Origin of the sequence: Thalassovita sp. (assembly GCF_034670005.1) — a bacterium.
Lineage (GTDB): Bacteria > Pseudomonadota > Alphaproteobacteria > Rhodobacterales > Rhodobacteraceae > Thalassobius.
In genome coordinates this window covers 96,414-118,292 of sequence record NZ_JAXMOH010000001.1, presented here as the reverse complement: position 1 = coordinate 118,292, position 21,879 = coordinate 96,414, and the positions used below count along the sequence as shown (strand labels likewise).

Sequence of the window (21,879 nt, the reverse complement as noted above, 5' to 3'; positions counted from 1 at the left end):
CCTTGCACAATGCAAAGGACCGGAAGCATGACGGACTTCCGGAATTGAGTGCGCGTTTAGCGGCGGCGCGCGGCAGAGTCAAGTTTTACGGTCTCAAACACCTAGCCAGCAGGAGAACTGGATTTGGCAAGGAAGGTCGCGTTGAGCCGCCACATGCCCCAGGCCAGCGGGATCGCCGCCAGCCCGCCGATGACATAAGCGAGCGGTTCGTCGGCAAAGCTTTCGAAAAACTGGGTGTAGGCGTGGATCGCGCCAAAGGTCATCGCGGCGTTGAACAGACCGCGATTGTTGCGATGGGCGGCCCAAAATACGATCAGCACCAGTGCGATGGCCCAAAGTACTGAGAAAACGTTTGCGGAAATATGCATGGCGCTGTCGTTGAAAGCTGCCTTCGCGGCCCGGTACTGTTCCGATTGGTATTGCCCGTCCGTTCCATAGAAACCGGCATAGTTGGGCCCCCAGATCGTTTCGCCCACCACATCGCCCCAAAGTGATCCAACCAGGGCCGACAGGTTGGCGACGATAAAGGCCAGAATCGCCAAGATACCGGCATGGCGCGCCACCTGTCCCTGTCTGCGCGCCGCGATCCAGAGGCACAGCGCAATCAGTGCGCCCAATTGCAAGATCGAAAGCGCCGGTTCAGGGGAATAGAACACATAGGCGGCGTGAAAATATTCGGTTCCGGTATCCAGCGCCTGTGCGAAGGGGACGATGGAAAGGGCGGTGATCAAGCGAATATCGGTAAACCAGCCCGCAACCGCGATCACAGCGAACGCATAGAGGAAAAAGCCAGCTTTGGCGACGCCAAACAGGTCGAATTGGTCGAGCAGGAAACCAACCCCAAAGAGGTGCAATGCGACACCCATCAGCAGTATTGCCCCGATCACGAATCCTGCCGCAGCGCTTTTGCGCACCAGCGCCAAGGCGGACAGAGCCATGGTGATCGCACCCACTGCTGCCATGATCCAACCGGCGACGTGTTCGAAGTTCATCAGCAGTTCGACCGTGCCGCCGCCCAGCAACAGGCCCGCACCCATAAGTGCCGCAGCGTTGCCGAACATACGGGTCAAATTTGCGCCACGCGTCAAAATGGCGATGCCGCCGGCCAGAATCAGAGATCCCAGCATGGCGACCGCACCCGGTTCGGCCAGCCACAAGATGAACCCGGCTGTTGCTGCAAAAATACCCAGGCAAAGCACTGAATTCACCGCGAGCGCAATCATCGCATCACGGGCGCGATGTTTGATTTCTTCGGCCTGGTCGGGCGTGATGATGCCATCGGCCACCAGCTTTTCAGTATTAGCGACGGCAAACATGCGGCCATTTTTCCTGTTGTTCAGCTGAGGGACACTTTAGGCAGGATCGGTGCAGTTCGATAGTCATGTTTTCCGGACGCCGGGGGCTATATGATGGGGTCGAATGGGGCCGGATGAAATTGCGCGAAGAACCGCGCCCCCGCAATCGGGGGGGGACAAGTGACGGAGATATCCATGAGCGACGGCGTGATATTGGTGGCGACAGGTGCGGGATATGTCGATCTGGCGGTGCAATGTCTGGCCAGTATCCGGGACAGCAATCCGGGGGTGCCGGTCGATCTGTTCACCGATCTGCCAGATGCGCCGGGCGTCGCCGGGTTCGACCGGGTGCATCCGGTGCCATCGACACATCCGCGCGTAAAGCTGGATTGTTTAGCCAAGGCGCGGTTCGACCGGGTGCTGTTTCTGGATTGCGATACTCTGGTGATCGCGCCCTTTGGCGATCTGTTCGATCTGGCCGATCGGTTCGCGCTGTCTTTGGCCCACGATGTGCGCCGGCGGATGGACCTGATTCAGGATGGGGTGCATCCGACACCTTATGCTTTCCCGCAGCTGAACTCGGGGGTGATGCTGTATCGCAACGATGCCGGGATGGCGGCGTTTTTCGCTGAATGGAAGCGACGGTATGATGTTTCGGGGCGTGACAGGGATCAGCCGGTGCTGAAGGACCTGTTATGGGATAGCGATCTGCGGTTTTACGTGTTGCCGCCGGAATTCAACCTGCGTCGGCTGACGATGCTGGATGCGTGGGAACCATTGGACGCAGTGCCGACAATCATTCATTCGCACCGGTTATTGCAGCATCTTCGCGGGCAGGGCGCGCGGGTGCGCACGCTGGACGAATTGCGGGCGCTGGAGCGCATCGCGCTGGAGGAGGAATGGCGCGCTGATGGGGGTGGTGCCCCGTGGCAGCGTTAGGCTGACAGTGCCGATCATCTGTTTTTATACAGCAGGGATCCGCCCATGTCTGCGCTTGTTTTACACCCGTAAATGCCTAGCTATGTTGGGTGTTGGCTGACCGGTGGAGTAAGTCCCGATGACAGTTTTCCTTATTCTCCTGCTGATTTCTGCGGGTGCATTTGCGGCTTGGTACTGGTCGAGACAACAGCGTCGGGCAAGCCTTCTTGAAACCCCGCTTTCGGATCACCAACGCGCCATCGTTGCAGAGCAGGTTCCTTTGACCCGGAAGCTTCCGTCCGAATTGCGCGGCAAGCTTGAGGGCAAGATCAACGCGTTTTTAAACCAAATCGAATTCATCGGCTGCAACGGGTTGGACGTGACAGAGGAAATGCGGCTGTCCATTGCGGCGCAAGCCTGCTTTCTCGTCGTCAATAGCGACGCGTGGTACGAGCATCTCCGCACCATTCTGGTCTATCCGGGGGCTTTCAAGTCGCGCCATGCCGAACATAACGGCTATGTCGTGACGGAACGCGAAACGGTCCGGACGGGCGAAAGCTGGGCGCGGGGGCCGGTCGTTCTGTCCTGGGCGCATACCCGACAGGGCGCGATGGACGACGGTGACGGCCACAACGTCGTATTTCACGAATTCGCTCACCAGATCGACGACCTGTCCGGTCGTACAGACGGGGTTCCAAATCTTGACCGGACCCAGAGCTTTGCGGATTGGGAACGCACGTTCGTCACCGCGTATGAAAGCCACGTTCAAAATGTTCAGGCCGGACGCAAAACGGTGCTGGATGCTTACGGCGCAGAGGGACCGGAAGAGTTTTTCGCGGTGGCGGTTGAGGCGTTCTTTGAAAAACCGGGGGCTCTCGAACAAAAGGAACCGGCGGTTTACGCGCAACTGGTGTTGCTGTTTCGGCTGGACCCGTCGGCATGGGAATAGTTTGATCCTTGTAAATCAAAGGATCAGGCAGTCAGAGCCGCAATGCCGGGCAAATTTCAGGCGTCTGACCGAAAACCGGGTGACCGCTATCCGCAGTCACCCGTGACGTCTGTGCGCTGTTAGGCTGCTGCACAGTGCCGGGAAATCAGGCCGCCAGGTTGGCAATGCCCTCATTGGCGGCGTTCAGCGATGCCTCTGCGTCAATGGCGAACTGATCGGAGGCGACGAATTGAACATCGGTAATGCCGAAAAAGCCCAGCATGTGGCGAAGATAGGTTGAGGCGAAGTCGATATCAGACCCAAACCGGGTGCCACCGGAGGTGTAGGCGATGATCGCACGGGTGCCGCTTACCAACCCTGCCGGGCCTGCTTCGGTGTAGTGGAAGGTTTCACCGGCCCGCGCCATTTGATCAAGCCAGGTCTTCAATTGGCTCGGCAGGTTGAAGTTGTAGACCGGCAGGCCGATCACGACGGTATCGGCCGCTTTGAGTTCGGCAATCAACTGGTCTGAAAGGGCGGCGATGTCGGACTGATCAGCGTTACGTTGCTCGGAGGGAGTGTTCACTGCGGCGATCCAGGCTGCGTCGGCTTCGGGCAGGGGATTGGCCCCAAGATCGCGATAGGTGAGTTCCGAATCGGGATGAGCGCTGCGCAACCGATCAACGATGGAGCGAGTCAGATCCTTGGAGATCGATCCTTCGGGTTTGATGCTGGCATCGATATGCAGAATGGAATGGGTCATGTAAGTTGTCCTGTGCTGACGTGTGATACGGAACACTAACAATGTGCGTCAGAATTGATAATTGCAGATAAAGCGCTATATTGTGTGCAAATTTGCACATTGTTCAGCCCTCGGAGCGGTGCCCCGGACGGCACTAAGAATCGCACCGTCAAAGCTTGATCCGCCGCTCGGACAAATGCTGGAAAAAAATGCTGGAAATAGTTGTTCTCGAAGCGCAAATGGCGTGTTTTGAGGCGTTTTAAGAGCCAAGTGTAGTAATACTGCCATACCGCGCGTTATCGGCGAAAATAGCAGGGCCAGGGCAATTGACAATTCGCACTCGGGAAGACTAGGTTGAGCCCAGTCTTTTAGCTAAGGGGGTTTACCCATGAAATTTAAAACTATTGCGGCCGCCGCGATCGTCGCTTTCTCTCCGCTCGCAGCCGTCGCCGGCAGCCTGAGCGGCCCTGTCGATCCCGTCGTCACTCCCGACGACGATGATGATATTCTGGCGGCTCCGTCGCTGGGCAGCGCTGGCCTGACACCGGTCCTTATCGGTGGCGCCGTTGTTCTGGCTCTGGTTGCGTCCTCGTCCTCGAGCGACAGCAGCACCGCCACCACGGAATAAGTCAGTCCTACAAGAATTGAATGAAGCGCACCCATTGTGGTGCGCTTTTTTCGTTGATTGACTGCCTGTTAGGGGGGGCGGCTGTGGCCGGGTTTGTTTCAAGGTCGAAACGGGATGATTGCCAATGGATAACTGGGATGAAATTCGTACCGCTTTTCAGGTGGCGCGGATGGGGACTGTCAGCGGCGCCGCCGAGGTTCTGGGAGTTCACCACGCCACGGTGATCCGCCATATCGATGCGCTCGAAACCCGGCTGGGCATCAAGTTGTTTCAACGCCACGCGCGCGGTTACAACCCGACTGAAGCAGGGCAGGACCTGATGCGGGTGGCGCAGGCCACCGACGATCAGTTCAGTCAACTGGCCGGGCGAATCAAAGGTCAGGGCGATGGCGTCTCGGGGGAACTGGTCGTGACATCCTTGTCGGGGTTGTCGCCTTTGCTGATGCCGGTGATGGCGGATTTCCGCCTCAAATACCCCGAAGTCATCCTGCGCTACCTGACCGGGGACCGGTTGTTCCGGTTGGAGTATGGCGAAGCCCATGTCGCCATTCGCGCTGGCCGCGCACCGGAAGAGCCCGATAATGTCGTACAGCCTCTTTTGACGCAGAATACGGCGCTTTATGCGGCGCGATCCTATATCGACCGGATGGGGCAACCCGATTGCACCGGCGATTTTCGGGCCCATTTGTTTGTCGGTACCGATAATCGTGACAGCCTTGCGCCTTTCTATCGTTGGCTGTGGGAGCAGGTTCCAGAAGAAAACATCATCTTCCGCAGTGTCGATTACCGGGCGCTGCAGTTGGCGGTGCTGGCGGGAATCGGGATTGGCTTCCTGCCCAAATGGGAGGCCGCGAAACATCCTGATCTGACGGAAATCTGCACCGACCGCGAAGACTGGCAATCGTCGCTGTGGCTGGTGACCCATGTCGATCTGCATCGCACCACCAAGGTGCAGGCTTTCGTGAAGTTCCTTAAGGAACGTGCCAAGGAATGGGATTAATATGAGCGAGGCGGCGCGCGGCCATCTGGCCATGTTGGTGTTTTCGGCCTTGGTGGCGGGGTCGTTTTCACTGGGCGTGATGGCGGCAAATCATATTGCGCCGACGGCTCTGACCGCGGCGCGCTTTGCCATTGCCGCTGTATTGGTGGGTATAGCCGCTGCGCTGACCACCGGCATTCCACGCAGCGCCTTCCGCGCCCCTTGGCGGTACCTGTTGTTGGGCAGCACCTTTGCCACCTATTTCGTGCTGATGTTCTATGGGCTTAAAACCGCGCAACCGGTATCGGCGGCTGCGGTATTCACCCTGACGCCCATCATGGCCGCGCTGGCCGGATTCGTCCTGCTGCGGCAGGTAACAACGGCGCGCATGGCGCTGGCCCTGATGGTCGGCGGGGCGGGGGCGCTGTGGGTCATTTTCGGAGCCGATCTGCAGGCGCTCTTGCGGTTTCAGGTCGGCGAGGGCGAAGTGATCTTTTTCTGGGGCTGCATCGCTCATGCGATCTACACCCCGATGGTACGATTGCTGAACCGGGGCGAACCGGCGGTGGTGTTCACTTTCGGCATGTTGCTGGCCTGTTTCGGTGTCGTCACGGTCTTTGGCTGGAACGACATCATGGCGACAGACTGGGCGGCCTTGCCCGGGATCGTCTGGATCACGCTGATCTATATTGCGGTCTTCGCCAGCGCGGTGACTTTTGTTTTGCTGCAATACGCGTCGCTTCGCCTGCCCTCGGCTAAGGTGATGGCCTACACTTACCTGACGCCCAGCTGGGTCTTGGTCTGGGAATTGGTACTGGGCCACGGCGTGCCGACCGTCTGGGTTCTGGGTGGGGTGGCGATGACGGTGGTGGCGTTATTGCTGCTGTTGCGCAACGAACATTAAGGCAAAGTTTTTGCTGCTGCCGTTTGAGCGGGAGAGCCTGGCGCGGCGCGGTTTCGGATCAAACTGGGCACTGTTTCAGGCCGTCAGGACGATGCTCAATCGTGCGAGGTTTCGCCGCCATCGTTCAGTTCGGTTTTCAGAAACCGTTCGAACGCATCCAGGTTGACTGCTTCGAACTGGCCGAAACTCTGCATCCAGACGCTGGCATCACGCAGCGCGTCCGGTTCCAGTTTGCACCATTTCACCCGACCGCGTTTTTCCTGACTGATCAGCCCGGCAGTGGCCAGAATTGAAAGATGTTTCGAAATCGCGGCCAAAGACATTTCGAACGGATCGGCCACATCGGTGACCGCCATGTCATCTTCCAGCAGCATCGACAGTATCCGGCGCCGGGTCGGATCGGCGAGGGCCGCAAAGACGGTATCGAGATCGGAAACTCTGTTCATGTCTTTTCCCTAGGCGGGCGGAAACAGCGGGTCAACTGTGTCCGGCTGAAAGATCAACCGAAAGGTTGAATAACGTTTTCAGACGCAGATGGCGCTAACAGTCGTTTTTCGGCGCCTTGCCAGTGTTTTCGTGTTGCAAAAAACATTCGTTAAAACAATGTCTTACAGATGTTTTTATCGCTTGTTTTGCGCGCTTGACTCGGGTGCCTGTGCAGCATAGCAAGTGCCCGAACATCCGATGGGGGTTTTGCGCGTGACCGATCCCGACCAAAAGCAGCAGCTAAAGCAGCTTGAGGCCCGGATTGAGGCGGTCCGAAAGACCCAGGCCCCGAAACCCCGCGCGGATGAGCACTATTCTCAGGCCAACATGGCCTGGCGCATGGTGATTGAAATGGTTTCCGGTCTTGGGATCGGGTTTGGCATAGGATACGGGCTTGATCGCCTGCTCGGGACGATCCCGATTTTCCTTGTCATTTTCACATTGCTGGGTCTGGCGGCGGGGATAAAGACGATGATCCGCACGTCGAAAGAGATCCAGGAGCAGACATTGGCCGATGAGGCCGAGAAGAACGAGAGGGTATAGACGTGGCAAGCGAAGCACACGGCGCCGAGACAGGCGGTCTGGTATTTCACCCGATGGATCAGTTCATCGTGAAGCCGCTCTTTGGTGGCGACACGATCGAATGGTACACTATCACCAATGCGACCCTGTGGATGGCCCTGGCGGTTGTCGCGGTTATCCTGATGATGGTTCTGGGAACTTCGCGTCGCGCGATGATCCCGTCGCGTAGCCAGTCGGTAGGCGAATTGGCCTATGGCTTTGTCTACAAGATGGTCGAGGATGTGACCGGTAAGGACGCGGTCAAGTTTTTCCCCTATGTGATGACCTTGTTCATGTTCATCGTCTTTGCCAACTTCCTTGGCCTGCTGCCGATGAGCTTTGCCACCACGTCGCATTTCGCCGTCACCGTTGTTCTGGCGCTGCTGGTGTTCCTGACCGTGACCATCGTCGGTCTGGTTAAGCATGGGGTCGGTTTTCTGGGCCTGTTCTGGGTGTCCAGCGCGCCGTTGGCGCTGCGCCCGGTCCTGGCCATTATCGAACTGATTTCCTACTTCGTGCGCCCCGTCAGCCACAGCATTCGTCTTGCTGGCAACGTGATGGCGGGCCATGCCGTGATCAAGGTTTTCGCGGGCTTTGCGGCGATTGCCGCGGTCAGCCCCGTCTCGGTGGTTGCGATCACCGCGATGTATGGTCTGGAGGTCCTTGTGGCCTTTATTCAGGCTTATGTCTTTACCATTCTGACCTGCGTGTATCTGAAAGATGCTCTGCATCCGTCGCACTAAGGTCTGTCTCAAGAACTATATCTATTCCAACTTCCAATCGTAAGGAGATACATCATGGAAGGTGAACTGGCACATATCGGCGCAGGCCTGGCAGCAATCGGTTCGGGTGCAGCCGCAATCGGTGTTGGCAACGTTGCAGGTAACTACCTGGCAGGCGCACTGCGCAACCCGTCGGCAGCCGCGTCGCAGACTGCGACCCTGTTCATCGGCATCGCGTTTGCAGAAGCTCTGGGGATCTTCTCGTTCCTCGTCGCTCTGCTGCTGATGTTCGCCGTCTAAGCCTTACGGAACACATCCTTACGGCCGGGTGGGCGCAGCGCGCCCGCCCGGTGTAACCGGAAGTTCCCAAGGAGGACGTCATGGCGACTGAAACGCACGAAGCCGCAGGCCACGCTGCCGAGGCAATGCAAGGAGGGCACGAAGCTGCCGCTCCGGGTATGCCGCAGCTGGATTTTTCCACCTGGGGCAACCAGATTTTCTGGCTTCTGGTCACGCTGGTCGTGATCTATTTCGTCCTGTCGCGCATCGCGCTGCCCCGCATCGCTGCGGTTCTGGCCGAGCGTCAGGGGACAATTACGAATGATATCGCCAAGGCTGAAGAGCTGAAGGCGAAGGCGCTGGAAGCGGAAGAGGCCTATAACAAGGCCCTGGCCGAAGCCCGCGCCGAAGCTCAGCGTATCGGTGCTGAAACCAAGGCTGCAATGCAGGCCGAGTTAAATGCAGCGATCGACAAGGCAGATGCCGAGATCGCCGTCAAACTGGCCGAAGGTGAAAAAGTCATTGCTGAGATCCGCGCCAATGCCGTTGAAAGCATCACCGATGTTGCCAAGGACACTGCCGCAGAAATCATTGCTGCCTTGGGCAGTGAAGCAGATGCAAAAACCGTCAACGCAGCCGTGGCTGCCCGGATCAAGGGGTAAGGGATATGCGTAAACTGGCAACTCTTTTCGCCCTGACGGCCGCCAGCCCGGCATTTGCCGCGTCGGGTCCGTTCTTTTCGCTGCACAACACGAACTTCATCGTGTTGCTGGCCTTTATCCTGTTCATCGCAGTGCTGTTCTATTTCAAAGTGCCCGGCATGATCGGCGGGATGCTGGACAAGCGGTCCGAGGGCATCAAGTCCGATCTGGACGAAGCCCGTGCGCTGCGTGAAGAAGCCCAGGCTGTTTTGGCCTCCTACGAGCGCAAGCAACAGGAAGTTCAGGATCAGGCTGGCCGGATCGTTGCGCAGGCCAAGGAAGAAGCTGGCATTTTTGCCGAGCAGGCCAAGGCGGATTTGGAGAAATCCATTGAACGTCGTTTGCTTTCAGCGAAGGACCAGATCGCTTCTGCCGAAGCCTCTGCGGTACGGGATGTTCGCGATGCGGCGATCTCTATCGCTATTGGCGCAGCCAATGACGTGATCGCCAAGCAGATGACCGCAGCATCCGGCAACAAGCTGATTGACGCGGCCATCAATGAAGTCGAAGCGAAGCTGCACTAAGACGCAACTGCGTGGAACGATCTACAAAAAAAAACACCCCGCCACTGGCGGGGTGTTTTTTTTATGGGATGTCGATGTGCTTTGGCGGGCTTTCGGGATCAGTGATGCCGGGTTTCGGCCGGGTAGACACCTAGGATCTTGGTGTGGGTAGTGAAATAGTCCAGTTCCTCTAGCGCCAGTTTGACATTCGGATCGTCCGGGTGGCCTTCGATATCGGCATAGAATTGGGTTGCGGTGAATGAGCCGTTCACCATGTAGCTTTCCAGTTTGGTCATGTTGACGCCATTCGTGGCGAAACCGCCCATCGCTTTGTAGAGCGCCGCAGGAATGTTGCGAACCTGAAACACGAAGGTGGTCATCATCCCGGTATCACCGCGCCGGTCATGGTTTGGATCGCGCGCCATAACAAGAAAGCGGGTGGTGTTATGGCCGAAATCTTCGATATCGCGGGCGAGGACGTTCAGGCCGTAAATCTCGGCGGCCAGCTCCGAGGCCAGAACACCCAGATCGGTCGCCCCACTGGCAGCCAGATCGGCCGCCGCGCCGGCGCTGTCGGCATAGGCTTCGCCACGGATACCGTGCTGCTTGAGGAAATTTGCGCTTTGCGGCAGTAGCACCAGATGGGCATTGACCGTGCTGATCTGGTCCAGCGTGACGCCGGGATTGGCCATCAGCGCGATGCGCACCCGAACGAAGGTCTCATCGACAATATGCAGCCCGCTTTCAGGCAGCAGCCGGTGGATGTCGGCGACCCGGCCATAGGTGGAATTTTCAATCGGCAGCATGGCCAGTTCGGCCCGCCCGTCGCGCACCGCGGCGATAACGTCCTCAAAGGTGCGACAGGGCAGCGCCTCCATTTCGGGCCGCGCGGCCCGGCAGGCTTCGTGAGAATAGGCTCCGGGTTCGCCCTGAAATGCAATCCGCTGGGTCATATGTTGTCTTTCCTGTCACTTTGCGCGCCTCAGGCGTTTGGTCGCGGAAACTACACCTTGCACAAGGTAAGGGGAAGCGGATACATACGCGCCGACAGACACGAAACGGATGGGTGACCCATGCTTGATACGATGACCCTCACCAAGGCCGGTGGTGCACTTTGCGGAACGCTGCTGGTGTTCCTGCTTGGCAACTGGGCGGCAGAGGAACTCTATTCGATGGAAGGCGGCCACGGCGATCACGCCGAGCAGGCCTATGTCATTGATACCGGTGCCGATGAAGGACACGGTGAAGAAGCCGTCGACGAAGGTCCGAGCTTCGGCGAATTGCTGGCCGAAGCCGATATCGCCAAGGGTGCCAAGGTTTTTTCGAAGTGCAAAGCCTGCCACAAGATCGAAGAAGGACAGAACGCAACCGGACCGTCGCTGTACGGGGTTGTCGGTCGTAATGTCGGGGCGATGGACGGATTCGGGTACTCGGGCAGTCTGGTCGCTGTGGCAGATGTCTGGACACCGGAACATCTGAACGATTTCCTGACCAACCCTAAAAGTTTCGCACCGGGCACCAAGATGTCGTTCGCGGGTCTGAAAAAGATCACCGACCGTGCTAACCTGGTGGCATATCTGGACAGTCTGGATAACTGATCGTAAGCGATCCGCATGAAATTATGCAGCCGCTGTCCTAACTGGGCGGCGGCTTTTTTGCTGGGCAAGGGGATAATCACGTTTTGATCAGGTATTCTTGTCTTGAACCTGCAAGATGTCTCTATAGCTTGATTGAAAAAGCAGAAGTCCATGCAGGAGGACCAGAGATGATCCCTGACCACCGGGAAAACACGAATCGATCCACCGCCAAAGCCATAGCGAAACCAGCGGTGCGGCGCGTGATGGCGATGCTGATGGTGCTGTGCCTGGCACTGCTGGCGCTGCCGCTGAGGGCAGAGGAAAAGATCATCCATAGCCATGGAATTTCCGCCTTTGGCGATCTGAAATACGAAGAAGGCTTTGCGCATTTCGATTACGTCAATCCCGATGCTCCGAAGGGCGGGGAATTTTCGACCTGGGCCTTTGGCACATTTGACAGCCTGTCGCCCTATATCCTGAAGGGCAACGCTGCCGCGATGTCGTCTGTGTTCTTTGATAGCCTGCTGACTGGAAACCTTGATGAACCCGATGCGGCCTATGGTCTGGTCGCCGACTGGCTGGAATATCCCGAAAACAGGGAATGGGTGGTATTCCATCTGCGGCCCGAGGCTAAATTTTCGGATGGCACCCAGATCACCGCGCAGGACGTTGTGTTTTCCTATGAGGTGCTGCGTGACAAGGGGCAGCCGGTCTACAAGGTGCTGTTCAAGGATATCCAAAACGTCGAGGCGCTGGATGACGCGCAGGTTAAATTCACCTTCAACCCCGATGGCCCACTGCGCGAAATGATCATGACCGTGGGCGGTCTGCCGATCTTTTCCAAGGCCTACTACGAAACCCGGGATTTCTCCGAATCCACGCTGGAACCGCCATTGGGATCGGGGGCCTACGAATTGCTGTCGGTCGATCCGGGCCGGTCGGTCAGCTACAAGCGGCGCGACGATTACTGGGCCAAGGATCTGAACGTGAATGTCGGTCAGAACAATTTCGATGTCCTGAAGGTGGAATATTATACCGATTACACCTCGGCTTTCGAAGCGTTCAAGGGTGGCGCCTATAGTTTCCGCGAAGAGTTCCTGTCGCTGCTCTGGGGGACGGCCTATGATTTCCCGGCCATCGAAAAGGGCTGGGTCAAGGTGGAAACCCTGCCCGATGGCCGCCCGGCGGGAACGCAGGGCTGGTGGTTCAACCTGCGCCGACCGATCTTTGCCGATCCCCGTGTGCGCGAAGCGATTTCAATGGCGTTCAATTTCGAATGGTCGAACGAAAGCCTGTTCTACGGGCTGTATGAACGCACCGACAGTTTCTGGGAAAACTCGGACATGCAGGCCGAAGGGATGCCGTCGGAGGCCGAACTGGCGCTGCTGGAGCCGCTGCGCGAATTCGTGCCTGAAACCGTATTCACCGAACCGGCCTTCGTTCCGGCCGTGTCGAACCCATCTAAGGTAGCCGACCGGCGGGTGTTGCGTCGGGCCGGTAAGTTGCTGGACGAAGCAGGATGGACCGTGGGTAACGATGGTATCCGAGTTAACGACAAGGGAGAACGGTTGAAGATCGAGATGCTGAACGACAGCCCGTCTTTCGAGCGCATTTTCAACCCATATATTGAAAACCTGAAGCGGCTGGGGATCGAAACCGCCAGCAAACGCATCGACAATGCGCAGGCTCAGGAACGCGAGAAGAACTTCGAATTTGACATCACGGTACGCCGTTATTCGATGTCGCAGACGCCGGGCAACGAATTGCGCGGTATCTTCGGGTCGGAAACCGCCGATGTGCATGGGGCCAACAACATCGCCGGGGTGAAGAACGAAGCGGTCGATGCGCTGATCAGGGTGATCGAGAACGCCAAGAGCCGCGAAGAACTGACAACGGCGGTCAAGGCGTTAGACCGGGTTTTGCGGGCGATGCATATCTGGGTGCCGCAATGGTACAAGCCGGTGCACAACATCGCCTATTTCGATATCTACGACCGTCCCTATACCGATACCCCACCGAAAATCGCATTGGGGGAAATGGGGCTGTGGTGGTTCAACCCGGACAAATATCAGGCGTTGAAAGACGCCGGGGCAATCCGGTAAGGCAGAACCATGGGAGCCTATATTCTTCGCCGCCTGTTGCTGGTGATTCCGACACTGATCGGGATCATGGTAATCAATTTCGTGCTGGTTCAATTCGTACCGGGTGGTCCGATTGAACAGATCATCGCCCAGGTCCAGGGCCAGGGCGATGTGTTCGAAGGTATTGCCGGGGGCGGCGATGCGGGTGGCGGCAGCGCCGCGGCAACCTCGGAAAGCGAATATGCCGGGGCACGTGGGTTGCCTCCGGAATTCATCGCCGAGCTGGAAAAGGAATTTGGTTTCGACAAACCGCCGTTGCAGCGGTTCTTCAACATGATGTGGAATTATATGCGGCTGGATTTCGGCCAAAGTTATTTCCGGTCGATCAGCGTGACCGATCTGGTTCTGGAAAAGATGCCGGTGTCGATCACCCTGGGCCTGTGGTCTACCTTGATCGCCTATGCCATTTCGATCCCGCTTGGCATCCGCAAGGCGGTGCAGGATGGCGGCCGCTTCGACACCTGGACCAGCGCGGTGATCATCGTGGCCTACGCGATCCCAGGCTTCCTGTTCGCGATTCTGCTGCTGGTGCTGTTCGCGGGCGGCAGTTATTGGCAGATCTTCCCGCTCAGGGGGCTGACATCGGACAACTGGGCGGAACTTTCACTGGTCGGCAAGGTGGTCGACTATTTCTGGCATATCGCGCTACCGGTCTTCGCTTCGACCATCGCAGCCTTTGCGACGCTCACGCTGCTGACCAAGAACAGTTTCCTTGATGAGATCAAAAAGCACTACGTGATGACCGCGCGGGCTAAGGGGCTGACCGAACAGCGGGTGCTGTATGGCCACGTGTTCCGCAACGCGATGCTGATCGTGATCGCGGGGTTCCCGGCGGTGTTTATTGGCGTGTTTTTTGGCGGCTCGTTGATCATCGAGACGATCTTCAGCCTCGATGGGCTGGGCCGGTTGGGATTCGAAGCGGCGGTGGCGCGCGACTATCCGGTGATTTTCGGCACCCTGTTCATTTTCGGTATCATCGGGCTGGTGGTCGGGATTCTGTCGGATCTGATGTATGTCTTTGTCGACCCACGGATTGATTTCGAGAAGAGGGAAGGCTGATGGCGCTGTCCCCGCTCAATCAACGCCGCTGGAATAATTTCAAGCGCAACCGCCGCGCCTTCTGGTCGCTGATCGTGTTCGCGATCTTGTTCGGCCTGTCGTTGTTTGCCGAGTTCATCGCCAATGACAAACCGATTCTGGTGAAGTACCGCGGCGACTTCTATGCGCCGATCTTCCGCTTCTATCCCGAAACCGCCTTTGGCGGCGATTTCCAGACCGAAGCGCCCTATCGCGACCCGGAAGTGCAATGCCTGATCATGAGTGGCGGGCTGGAAGACTGCTGGGACGATCCCGAGGGGATGGTGACAGCGATCTCCGAGGGCACGTTCGACAAAGGTACAGACGGGTTTCAACGCGGCTGGGCACTGTGGCCGCCGATCCCCTACAGTTACCAGACCACTGTGGACCGGCCCGGCGCGGCGCCGTTGCCGCCGAACGGGATGAACTGGCTTGGCACCGACGACACCAAACGCGACGTGGTCGCGCGTGTGATCTATGGCTTCCGGCTGTCGATCCTGTTTACCCTGATCGTCACTACTCTGGCCAGCGTGGTGGGCATTGTCGCGGGGGCCTTGCAGGGCTATTTCGGCGGCTGGCTGGACCTGATTTTCCAGCGGGTGATCGAAATCTGGGGGGCAACCCCGGCGCTTTATGTCATCATCATCCTTTTCGCAATTCTTGGGCGCGGATTTTGGCTGCTCGTGCTAATCATCGTGCTGTTCAGCTGGACAGCGCTGGTCGGTGTGGTGCGGGCCGAATTCCTGCGGGCGCGGAACCTCGAATATGTGCGCGCGGCGAAAGCTTTGGGCGTGTCGAACCGGGTGATCATGTTCCGCCACATGCTGCCCAACGCGATGGTGGCGACGCTGACCATGCTGCCCTTCATCGTCACCGGGACCATTTCGACGTTGGCTGGGCTGGATTTCCTTGGCTTTGGCTTGCCATCCTCGGCGCCAAGCCTGGGCGAACTGACATTGCAGGCGAAACAGAACCTACAGGCGCCGTGGCTGGCCTTCACCGCCTTTACCGTCTTCGCGGTGATGCTGTCGCTGCTGGTGTTCATCTTCGAAGGCGTCAGGGACGCGTTTGACCCGAGGAAGACCTTTCAATGACTGCGCCCGTCTGTATCTCAAAAGGACAGTGCGCCCTTAACGGGTTGAGCGGAACTGCGGTTGTCATGTCTGCCATTATGTTGGGCTGGATTGGGTTCGGGGTTTTGAGCGCCGATCTGTCGGCGCGTAGTTTTGGAAAACTGCTGTGGGTTTGGGCGGTGCCGTTTGGGCCGGTGGCGATGTCGGTGCTCTATGCAGCCTTGATGCGGTGGCAAGCCCGCCCCCTGAGTTGGTTCGGGTTGTCCTTCACGATTGGCGGCGCGATCTGGGGCGTGATCATGCTGAATGCGATGAGGTCTCTATGAGCATACTTGAGGTCAAGGACCTGACCGTCAGTTTCCGCCAGGACGGTAAAACCAATATGGCGGTCAGGGGCGTTTCCTTCAGCTTGGACCGGGGCGAAACCGTGGCCTTGGTGGGCGAAAGCGGGTCGGGCAAATCGGTTACCGCCTTGTCCACGGTGTCATTGTTGGGTGATGTGGCACAGGTCAGCGGATCGGTCACCTATGACGGTCAGGAAATGATCGGCGCCCCGGACCGGTTGCTGCGCAAGGTGCGGGGCAACGATATCAGCTTCATTTTTCAGGAACCGATGACGTCACTGAATCCGCTGCACACGATTGAGCGGCAGTTGACTGAATCTCTGGCGCTGCATCAAGCGGTGGTGGGCAACAAAGCCCGGGCGCGGGTATTGGATCTGCTGAAACGAGTCGGAATCCGTGATGCGGAAAGCCGGTTGGGTGCTTATCCGCATCAATTGTCAGGCGGGCAGCGGCAACGGGTGATGATCGCAATGGCGCTGGCCAACAAGCCCGACATCCTGATCGCTGATGAACCGACCACGGCGCTGGATGTGACCATTCAGGCGCAGATTCTGGAATTGCTGGCCGAACTGAAACGATCCGAGAATATGGGGCTGTTATTCATCACGCACGATTTGAGCATCGTGCGGCGGATCGCCGACAGGGTCTGTGTGATGAAGGATGGCGAAATCGTTGAGACCGGGCCGACGGTCGAGATTTTCGATAATCCGCAGCACCCTTATACCCAAAAGCTGCTATCGGCGCAGCCGGCGGGGCAGCCGGTCGCGGTGCCGGAGGGCGCCAAGGAATTGATCAAAACCGAAGACCTGCGGGTCTGGTTCCCAATCCAGCAGGGGTTTTTCAAAAAGGTCGTCGGCCATGTGAAGGCGGTGAATGACGCCAGTATCAGCGTGCGCGAAGGTGAAACCCTTGGCATCGTCGGCGAAAGCGGATCGGGCAAGACCACGCTGGCGCTGGCAATCATGCGGCTGATCGGGTCCGAGGGCGGTATCACCTTTGACGGGCGCGATGTGCGCGGTTGGTCGACGCGGCAGTTGCGGGCGCTGCGCAAGGAAATGCAAATCGTATTCCAGGACCCGTTCGGCAGCCTGTCGCCGCGGATGACCTGCGAACAGATCATTGCCGAGGGGTTGAGCGTACATGGCGTAGATCCCGGGCGAAACCGGAACGACATGGTGGCCGAAGTGATGCAGGAGGTCGGGTTGGACCCGGCCACGATGCACCGCTACCCGCATGAATTTTCCGGCGGTCAGCGTCAGCGTATCGCCATCGCCCGGGCGATGATCCTGCGGCCGCGTCTGGTGGTGCTGGACGAACCGACCAGCGCGCTGGACATGACGGTGCAGGTGCAGATCGTAGACCTGTTGCGGCATCTGCAGGAAAAACACGGGTTGGCCTATTTGTTCATCAGCCACGATCTGAACGTGGTGCGCGCGATGAGCCACAAGATGATCGTGATGAAGCAGGGCGATGTGGTCGAGGCCGGAACGGCGCAGGCGCTGTTCGACAATCCACAGACGGAATATGCTAAGTCGTTGCTGGTGGCGGCGACGATGGAATCTGGCAGCTAAGGCTGCAGGATCAGATCCCGTCTATTTCGACCACCACGGCGGCATGATCGCTGGCATGGGGCCGGTGGTATCCGACGCCCGGCAGGTGCGGGCCGGTGTTTCGGCGGGTTTCCAGCCCCATACCGCTGCGGATGATCTGCGGTACTGCGTTGGGCCAGCGTCGGGCCAGTGCCGGGCTGGCCAGCAGGGCATCGGGATGACCGTAAAGCCGTTCAATCGGGTTGTGCCAGGACCAGCGGTCCGTCTGCGGGATACGGGTCAACAGATCGGTGGCAAAGTCGCCACGCAGCGGCGCGATGGCCGCGGGGCGGTGTTGGCTATGGGCGGGCTCATTCAAATCGCCAAGGATCATCCAAAGAGCCCGGGCAGGGTCGGGGATTTCGCGTTCGATTAGTGCGCGCAGCGCCAGCGCCTCGGCATGGCGAATGGCCCAAACCTGTTCACTGTCGGGGTAGGGGGCCTTGAAATGGCAGATAAACAGGGTCAGCGGACCGATTTGAGCCAGCAGCACATCGCGCCGGAAGATCGGCAGATCGTCGGCAAGAGCATCGAAATGCAGACCCAGATCATTCGGCGTCAGGGTGGCATGGGACCGGATCAGTGCCGGTTCGATCCGTGACATCAGCCCGACATCCAATCCGCGTCCGTCATTGCCCGGCAGGCAGGTGCGGAATGGATACCCGGCCCCTCTTGGGACCAGGTCATGGGCGTTGAAATGATCCAGCGTCGGCTGATCGAAGACTTCCTGCAATGCCAGGATATCGGCATCCGTGTCGCGGATGACCTGTGCGGTCAGGGCCCGGTCAGCCGGGTCGAGCGCTCTGGCTTGCGCGCCACGATCTTGCGGCACGTCGCCGTCGCGTGCGCCGTCCAGATGGTCGCCGCGCAGGCGCAGGTTTTGCAGGTTGAAGGTGGCAATCCGCATGGGCGCTATCCTATCCGTCAGGGGCAAGAGAAACCGGATACGGATTTCGCTTGCCCCTGTGGTTCAGATCGCCGAGCTGTGCCCGGCCTTGGACAGATCATACGCATCGAAGCTGCGGGCAATGATCCGGGTCAGCGGGCGCGCTTTGGGTGGAATGGAGATATCCAGACCCTTACGGTTCAGAATGCCGGGAAAGGTTGTTTCTACCTTGTCCAGCATGTTCTCGAGTTGTTCGCGGCTGACATCGTAGCATTCGAGAAGTTCTTCGCTATCTATAGCGAAATCGCACATCAGCATTTCAATAATCCGGCCGCGCAGCTTGTCATCTGCGCTGAACACATGCCCGCGAGCAGTCGAAAAATGACCGTCGCGAATTGCAGCCGTATGAGCCCCTGTCGAGGGATGGTTTTGGGCATATCCCTGCGGGAAGCGCGAAATCGATGATGCGCCGACGCCAATCAGAACCTGTGACCGATCATCTGTATAGCCTTGGAAATTGCGCCGAAGCTTGCCAGCTTTCTGCGCTACGGCCAGACTGTCTTCGGGGATGGCGAAGTGGTCGATGCCGATTTCGACATAATTGTCCCACAAGAACAGATTCCGAGCGGTTTCGAACAGTTCCAGCCGTTCCTGAGGGGTCGGCAGCGCGTCGGAGGGTATCATCTGCTGGCGCTTGGCCATCCACGGCACATGGGCATAGCCGTAAAGCGCTACGCGGCTGGGATTGAGCGACAGCAGTTTCTGAACGCTTTCGGTGATCTTTTCGCGCGACTGATGCGGCAGGCCGAACAGGATATCGGCGTTGATGCTGTCAATTCCGTGCGCCCGGATCGCGTCGATCGCGTCACGGGTCACGTCGTAGCCCTGTAGCCGTCCGATGGTCCGCTGAATTTCGTCATCGAAATCCTGGACCCCGATCGAGGCCCGATTCATCCCGGCAGCAGCGAGAGCTGTCAGCCGGGCATCATCAATTTCATTAGGGTCGATTTCCACCGAAAATTCGGCCCCTTCCGCGAACGGGGCGACATCGGCAATTGTCCCCGCCAGATCGCTCATCATAGACGGCGACAGCAGGGTCGGGGTTCCGCCGCCCCAGTGCAGCCGCGACAATTTTACCCCCCGTGGCAGAACGCTTTTCAGAAGAGCCAGTTCAGACTTCAGCGTTTCCATATAGGCAATGACGGGCGAGTCGCTTTGTGTGCCTTGAGTGCGACATGCACAAAACCAACACAGTCGGCGACAAAATGGAACATGGACATAAAGAGATATCTCTGAGTCAGATTCTATCTCTTTGATCCATTGAGAGAATTTTGTAGCATCTACATTTCCGGAAAAATGCGGGGCTGTGGGGTAACTGGTATACCTTGGCACTTTCGCGTCAAACAGTCCCAGTTTTGCAAGTTGCGTTTTTGTTTCCATGCGCATAGCCTGTAGTAGAATCCAGATGGGTCCACTTTGACCCAGATCAAGCGCGCGAACGGTTCGATATGTTGAAAGAAGAGCAATCTCAGAACAGCCATGAGTGTGATGACTGTCCGATCCGGCATCGTGCAGTTTGTGCACGCTGTGAGGCGGATGAGTTGGGCCTGCTGGAAGCGATCAAATATTATCGGACATTTGAAGCCGGTCAGACGGTGATCTGGTCGGGTGACAAGATGGATTTCGTGGGCTCAGTGGTGACCGGTATTGCCACCCTGACTCAGACGATGGAGGACGGCCGCACCCAGATGGTTGGGTTGTTGCTGCCCAGCGATTTTGTTGGGCGTCCGGGCCGCGACGGGTCGGCTTATGATGTCGTGGCGACCACGGATCTGGTCATGTGCTGTTTCCGCAAGAAACCGTTCGAGCAGTTGATGGAAAGAACGCCGCATATCGCGCAGCGTCTTCTGGAAATGACGCTGGACGAACTGGATGCGGCGCGGGAATGGATGTTGGTGCTGGGTCGCAAGACGGCCCGTGAAAAGATTGCCAGCCTGTTGTCGATCATCGCCCGGCGTGATGCGACGCTGAATCTGAGGCCAGCCGAAGGCGCGCTGGTCTTTGACCTGCCATTGACCCGCGAAGCGATGGCGGATTATCTGGGCCTGACGCTGGAAACGGTCAGTCGCCAGATTTCGGCGCTGAAACGCGATGGCGTCATTCTTCTCGAAGGTAAGCGTCACGTGACGGTGCCCGATTTCACCCGCCTGATGGAAGAAGCGGGCGACGATTCCGATGGCGGTATGTTCGCCTGACGACGCGAATGGTGGGGCCGAGCCAGTTACCGGTGTCGGCGTTTGTGATTTCTGTTTTGGGCGATTTTCCCGGTTGAGGATCTACGGCCCTGCAGGCAGCATTTTGATGCCGCCGAAAAAAGCGCGATAAGCAGACCAAACCGCGCCAAGCCCTGAATTACCGTTTTGACACCGCCTGAATACAATGCTCGAAGCCACCGGACATTGTGGGGTTTCCGGATCGCGGGAACTGGGCGGGAAAATCCGCCCAGCCTTATCAATGCGCCATAAAGACAGGCAGTTCCGCTTTTTCCAGCATATCACGCGTGGCACCGCCCAAAATGGCTTCGCGGAAACGCGAATGGCCATAGGCCCCCATCACCACCATATCGGCATCGTTGTCGGTGGCGTGACGCAGGATTACGTCGGAAATTCGCGGCAGTGTTTTCGCCAGAACGTCGATTTCCACCCGAATGTCGTGGCGGGCCAGGAATTGCGACAGCATGCCGCCCGGGTCGGATCGGTTCGGGCCATGTGCCGGCGGATCAATCACAACCACACGCACCGAAGCCGCTTCTTTCAGCAAAGGCATGGCCGCGCGCACCGCTGCCATCGATTCGTTGCTTTCATTCCAGGCGATAGTGATCCGGTTGAGATCAGTGACTTTGCGGTCCTCGGTTGGTAGAACCAATACCGGAACTTTGCCGTCGAACATTGCCGCTTCGATGACCGGTTCCAATTCGGCACCGCGATTTTCTCCATAAGGTTGCGGCAACAGCACCAGATCGGCAAAGCGCGCATGGGCGGCGACATGCCGTCCGATATCGGCCAACTGAGCGACGCCCAGATCTGAGTTCCAGCGGATATCGGATTTACCGAGCCGCTGTTTCACCTTCGCGTCGATCTCTTTGGCCTCTTCATTGGCGCGGGTGATGGTTTCTTGCAGAACCATCGCGTTGGCCCCCGCGTAATAGTATCCGGTCTGGGTCCGATCCACCCCCAGGCAGAGCACCTCAAAATGAGCGTCGTAGGCATTGGCCAGGACGATTCCTTTTTTCAGAATGGGTTCCACCAGGTCGGCATCGGTCAATACCGTGAATAGGGTCTTGTAAGCCATGATTGTCCTCTTTGGTTCAGGCCGCATGTTGCTACCCTAAGCCCCGTACGGGGCGCTGACTTTGATACGGGTCAATTAGAAAGCCCGCGACGCGACAAAAAGGAGGGATTGCTTTTGATGCAGATCAAGGTAACTGACCCGTCCCGGGCGCATTAAACGCACGGTCTGGAACCGCTCGTGCGGCATACGAATCGC

Annotated in this window: 24 protein-coding genes; 17 read left to right on the top strand and 7 right to left on the bottom strand. The window is 58.1% G+C overall.

Annotation, left to right across the window (positions count from 1 at the left end; translation table 11 throughout):
• Positions 1 to 101: 101 nt before the first annotated feature.
• Entirely contained in the window at positions 102 to 1,316 is a 1,215-nt protein-coding gene (locus VOI23_RS00635; RefSeq protein WP_323780006.1) for a hypothetical protein, read from the bottom strand.
• A gap of 174 nt (positions 1,317 to 1,490) precedes the next feature.
• Between VOI23_RS00635 and VOI23_RS00630 the strand changes: the two genes are divergently transcribed.
• Both VOI23_RS00630 and VOI23_RS00625 read left to right on the top strand, forming a co-directional pair.
• A complete protein-coding gene (locus tag VOI23_RS00630; protein ID WP_323780003.1) occupies positions 1,491 to 2,234 on the top strand; it encodes a putative nucleotide-diphospho-sugar transferase in 744 nt (247 codons plus the stop codon).
• A gap of 118 nt (positions 2,235 to 2,352) precedes the next feature.
• Complete coding sequence (locus tag VOI23_RS00625; protein ID WP_323780000.1) at positions 2,353 to 3,162, top strand: M90 family metallopeptidase; 810 nt, start codon at positions 2,353 to 2,355, stop codon at positions 3,160 to 3,162.
• Positions 3,163 to 3,307: 145 nt separating this feature from the next.
• On the opposite strand, the gene VOI23_RS00620 is transcribed toward VOI23_RS00625, so the two are convergent.
• The gene (locus tag VOI23_RS00620) at positions 3,308 to 3,904 is read right to left on the bottom strand and encodes an FMN-dependent NADH-azoreductase (protein WP_323779997.1); all 597 of its coding nucleotides are present in this window, start codon (positions 3,902 to 3,904) and stop codon (positions 3,308 to 3,310) included.
• A 367-nt stretch (positions 3,905 to 4,271) separates the two neighbouring features.
• Here VOI23_RS00620 and VOI23_RS00615 point away from each other — a divergent pair, with 367 nt between their 5' ends.
• The 3 genes from VOI23_RS00615 to VOI23_RS00605 all read left to right on the top strand — a co-directional run bounded on the left by VOI23_RS00615 (position 4,272) and on the right by VOI23_RS00605 (position 6,394).
• Entirely contained in the window at positions 4,272 to 4,511 is a 240-nt protein-coding gene (locus VOI23_RS00615; RefSeq protein WP_323779993.1) for a hypothetical protein, read from the top strand.
• A gap of 124 nt (positions 4,512 to 4,635) precedes the next feature.
• Positions 4,636 to 5,511, top strand: coding sequence for a LysR family transcriptional regulator (locus VOI23_RS00610; protein WP_323779991.1), 876 nt, complete (start codon positions 4,636 to 4,638; stop codon positions 5,509 to 5,511).
• A 1-nt stretch (position 5,512) separates the two neighbouring features.
• Complete coding sequence (locus VOI23_RS00605) at positions 5,513 to 6,394, top strand: DMT family transporter (RefSeq protein ID WP_323779988.1); 882 nt, start codon at positions 5,513 to 5,515, stop codon at positions 6,392 to 6,394.
• 95 nt (positions 6,395 to 6,489) lie between these two features.
• Here VOI23_RS00605 and VOI23_RS00600 read toward each other — a convergent pair whose 3' ends face one another.
• Positions 6,490 to 6,840 carry a metalloregulator ArsR/SmtB family transcription factor gene (locus tag VOI23_RS00600; RefSeq protein WP_323779985.1) on the bottom strand — a complete coding sequence of 117 codons (351 nt, stop codon included), beginning with the start codon at positions 6,838 to 6,840 and terminating at the stop codon, positions 6,490 to 6,492.
• 253 nt (positions 6,841 to 7,093) lie between these two features.
• On the opposite strand from VOI23_RS00600, the gene VOI23_RS00595 reads away from it, so the two are divergent.
• The 5 genes from VOI23_RS00595 (at position 7,094) to VOI23_RS00575 (ending at position 9,667) form a co-directional block, all read left to right on the top strand.
• Positions 7,094 to 7,423 (top strand): AtpZ/AtpI family protein, encoded by a 330-nt coding sequence (locus VOI23_RS00595; RefSeq protein ID WP_323779982.1) that lies wholly within the window; start codon positions 7,094 to 7,096, stop codon positions 7,421 to 7,423.
• 2 nt (positions 7,424 to 7,425) lie between these two features.
• Positions 7,426 to 8,184 carry a F0F1 ATP synthase subunit A gene (locus VOI23_RS00590; protein ID WP_323779979.1) on the top strand — a complete coding sequence of 253 codons (759 nt, stop codon included), beginning with the start codon at positions 7,426 to 7,428 and terminating at the stop codon, positions 8,182 to 8,184.
• Between the two features lie 54 nt (positions 8,185 to 8,238).
• The gene (locus tag VOI23_RS00585) at positions 8,239 to 8,463 is read left to right on the top strand and encodes a F0F1 ATP synthase subunit C (protein WP_025046967.1); all 225 of its coding nucleotides are present in this window, start codon (positions 8,239 to 8,241) and stop codon (positions 8,461 to 8,463) included.
• An 80-nt stretch (positions 8,464 to 8,543) separates the two neighbouring features.
• Positions 8,544 to 9,104, top strand: a complete 561-nt coding sequence (locus VOI23_RS00580; protein WP_323779971.1) for a F0F1 ATP synthase subunit B' — start codon at positions 8,544 to 8,546, stop codon at positions 9,102 to 9,104.
• Between the two features lie 5 nt (positions 9,105 to 9,109).
• Positions 9,110 to 9,667 (top strand): F0F1 ATP synthase subunit B, encoded by a 558-nt coding sequence (locus tag VOI23_RS00575; protein ID WP_323779967.1) that lies wholly within the window; start codon positions 9,110 to 9,112, stop codon positions 9,665 to 9,667.
• 98 nt (positions 9,668 to 9,765) lie between these two features.
• On the opposite strand, the gene VOI23_RS00570 is transcribed toward VOI23_RS00575, so the two are convergent.
• The gene (locus tag VOI23_RS00570) at positions 9,766 to 10,599 is read right to left on the bottom strand and encodes a prephenate dehydratase (RefSeq protein ID WP_323779964.1); all 834 of its coding nucleotides are present in this window, start codon (positions 10,597 to 10,599) and stop codon (positions 9,766 to 9,768) included.
• Between the two features lie 120 nt (positions 10,600 to 10,719).
• Between VOI23_RS00570 and VOI23_RS00565 the strand changes: the two genes are divergently transcribed.
• The 6 genes from VOI23_RS00565 to VOI23_RS00540 all read left to right on the top strand — a co-directional run bounded on the left by VOI23_RS00565 (position 10,720) and on the right by VOI23_RS00540 (position 17,429).
• Entirely contained in the window at positions 10,720 to 11,244 is a 525-nt protein-coding gene (locus VOI23_RS00565; protein ID WP_323779961.1) for a cytochrome c family protein, read from the top strand.
• A 167-nt stretch (positions 11,245 to 11,411) separates the two neighbouring features.
• Complete coding sequence (locus VOI23_RS00560) at positions 11,412 to 13,325, top strand: extracellular solute-binding protein (RefSeq protein ID WP_323779958.1); 1,914 nt, start codon at positions 11,412 to 11,414, stop codon at positions 13,323 to 13,325.
• 9 nt (positions 13,326 to 13,334) lie between these two features.
• Positions 13,335 to 14,423, top strand: coding sequence for a microcin C ABC transporter permease YejB (locus VOI23_RS00555; protein WP_323779955.1), 1,089 nt, complete (start codon positions 13,335 to 13,337; stop codon positions 14,421 to 14,423).
• Positions 14,423 to 15,535: an ABC transporter permease gene (locus VOI23_RS00550; protein WP_323779952.1), complete on the top strand. Its 1,113-nt coding sequence runs from the start codon at positions 14,423 to 14,425 to the stop codon at positions 15,533 to 15,535. The genes VOI23_RS00555 and VOI23_RS00550 overlap by 1 nt, the downstream gene beginning before the upstream one ends.
• Before the next feature lie 65 nt (positions 15,536 to 15,600).
• The gene (locus tag VOI23_RS00545) at positions 15,601 to 15,840 is read left to right on the top strand and encodes a hypothetical protein (protein ID WP_323779949.1); all 240 of its coding nucleotides are present in this window, start codon (positions 15,601 to 15,603) and stop codon (positions 15,838 to 15,840) included.
• On the top strand, positions 15,837 to 17,429 hold the full coding sequence (locus tag VOI23_RS00540; protein WP_323779945.1) for an ABC transporter ATP-binding protein: 1,593 nt from the start codon (positions 15,837 to 15,839) through the stop codon (positions 17,427 to 17,429). Before VOI23_RS00545 ends, VOI23_RS00540 begins: the two co-directional genes overlap by 4 nt.
• 10 nt (positions 17,430 to 17,439) lie before the next feature.
• Here VOI23_RS00540 and VOI23_RS00535 read toward each other — a convergent pair whose 3' ends face one another.
• Both VOI23_RS00535 and hemN read right to left on the bottom strand, forming a co-directional pair.
• Positions 17,440 to 18,354 (bottom strand): endonuclease/exonuclease/phosphatase family protein, encoded by a 915-nt coding sequence (locus tag VOI23_RS00535; RefSeq protein WP_323779943.1) that lies wholly within the window; start codon positions 18,352 to 18,354, stop codon positions 17,440 to 17,442.
• Positions 18,355 to 18,417: 63 nt separating this feature from the next.
• The gene (hemN, locus tag VOI23_RS00530) at positions 18,418 to 19,773 is read right to left on the bottom strand and encodes an oxygen-independent coproporphyrinogen III oxidase (RefSeq protein WP_323779940.1); all 1,356 of its coding nucleotides are present in this window, start codon (positions 19,771 to 19,773) and stop codon (positions 18,418 to 18,420) included.
• A 68-nt stretch (positions 19,774 to 19,841) separates the two neighbouring features.
• Here hemN and fnrL point away from each other — a divergent pair, with 68 nt between their 5' ends.
• Positions 19,842 to 20,588 carry a transcriptional regulator FnrL gene (fnrL, locus tag VOI23_RS00525; RefSeq protein WP_323779937.1) on the top strand — a complete coding sequence of 249 codons (747 nt, stop codon included), beginning with the start codon at positions 19,842 to 19,844 and terminating at the stop codon, positions 20,586 to 20,588.
• Positions 20,589 to 20,844: 256 nt separating this feature from the next.
• Here the strand turns inward: fnrL and VOI23_RS00520 are convergent, their stop codons facing one another.
• A complete protein-coding gene (locus tag VOI23_RS00520) occupies positions 20,845 to 21,684 on the bottom strand; it encodes a universal stress protein (RefSeq protein ID WP_323779934.1) in 840 nt (279 codons plus the stop codon).
• Positions 21,685 to 21,879 lie beyond the last annotated feature (195 nt).

Coding starts and splice junctions, on each gene's coding strand:
- VOI23_RS00635 (WP_323780006.1), bottom strand. CDS start 1,316: ATGTTTGCCGTCGCTAATACTGAAAAGCTGGTGGCCGATGGCATCATC.
- VOI23_RS00630 (WP_323780003.1), top strand. CDS start 1,491: ATGAGCGACGGCGTGATATTGGTGGCGACAGGTGCGGGATATGTCGAT.
- VOI23_RS00625 (WP_323780000.1), top strand. CDS start 2,353: ATGACAGTTTTCCTTATTCTCCTGCTGATTTCTGCGGGTGCATTTGCG.
- VOI23_RS00620 (WP_323779997.1), bottom strand. CDS start 3,904: ATGACCCATTCCATTCTGCATATCGATGCCAGCATCAAACCCGAAGGA.
- VOI23_RS00615 (WP_323779993.1), top strand. CDS start 4,272: ATGAAATTTAAAACTATTGCGGCCGCCGCGATCGTCGCTTTCTCTCCG.
- VOI23_RS00610 (WP_323779991.1), top strand. CDS start 4,636: ATGGATAACTGGGATGAAATTCGTACCGCTTTTCAGGTGGCGCGGATG.
- VOI23_RS00605 (WP_323779988.1), top strand. CDS start 5,513: ATGAGCGAGGCGGCGCGCGGCCATCTGGCCATGTTGGTGTTTTCGGCC.
- VOI23_RS00600 (WP_323779985.1), bottom strand. CDS start 6,840: ATGAACAGAGTTTCCGATCTCGATACCGTCTTTGCGGCCCTCGCCGAT.
- VOI23_RS00585 (WP_025046967.1), top strand. CDS start 8,239: ATGGAAGGTGAACTGGCACATATCGGCGCAGGCCTGGCAGCAATCGGT.
- VOI23_RS00580 (WP_323779971.1), top strand. CDS start 8,544: ATGGCGACTGAAACGCACGAAGCCGCAGGCCACGCTGCCGAGGCAATG.
- VOI23_RS00575 (WP_323779967.1), top strand. CDS start 9,110: ATGCGTAAACTGGCAACTCTTTTCGCCCTGACGGCCGCCAGCCCGGCA.
- VOI23_RS00570 (WP_323779964.1), bottom strand. CDS start 10,599: ATGACCCAGCGGATTGCATTTCAGGGCGAACCCGGAGCCTATTCTCAC.
- VOI23_RS00565 (WP_323779961.1), top strand. CDS start 10,720: ATGCTTGATACGATGACCCTCACCAAGGCCGGTGGTGCACTTTGCGGA.
- VOI23_RS00560 (WP_323779958.1), top strand. CDS start 11,412: ATGATCCCTGACCACCGGGAAAACACGAATCGATCCACCGCCAAAGCC.
- VOI23_RS00555 (WP_323779955.1), top strand. CDS start 13,335: ATGGGAGCCTATATTCTTCGCCGCCTGTTGCTGGTGATTCCGACACTG.
- VOI23_RS00550 (WP_323779952.1), top strand. CDS start 14,423: ATGGCGCTGTCCCCGCTCAATCAACGCCGCTGGAATAATTTCAAGCGC.
- VOI23_RS00545 (WP_323779949.1), top strand. CDS start 15,601: ATGTCTGCCATTATGTTGGGCTGGATTGGGTTCGGGGTTTTGAGCGCC.
- VOI23_RS00540 (WP_323779945.1), top strand. CDS start 15,837: ATGAGCATACTTGAGGTCAAGGACCTGACCGTCAGTTTCCGCCAGGAC.
- VOI23_RS00535 (WP_323779943.1), bottom strand. CDS start 18,354: ATGCGGATTGCCACCTTCAACCTGCAAAACCTGCGCCTGCGCGGCGAC.
- hemN (WP_323779940.1), bottom strand. CDS start 19,773: ATGGAAACAAAAACGCAACTTGCAAAACTGGGACTGTTTGACGCGAAA.
- fnrL (WP_323779937.1), top strand. CDS start 19,842: ATGTTGAAAGAAGAGCAATCTCAGAACAGCCATGAGTGTGATGACTGT.
- VOI23_RS00520 (WP_323779934.1), bottom strand. CDS start 21,684: ATGGCTTACAAGACCCTATTCACGGTATTGACCGATGCCGACCTGGTG.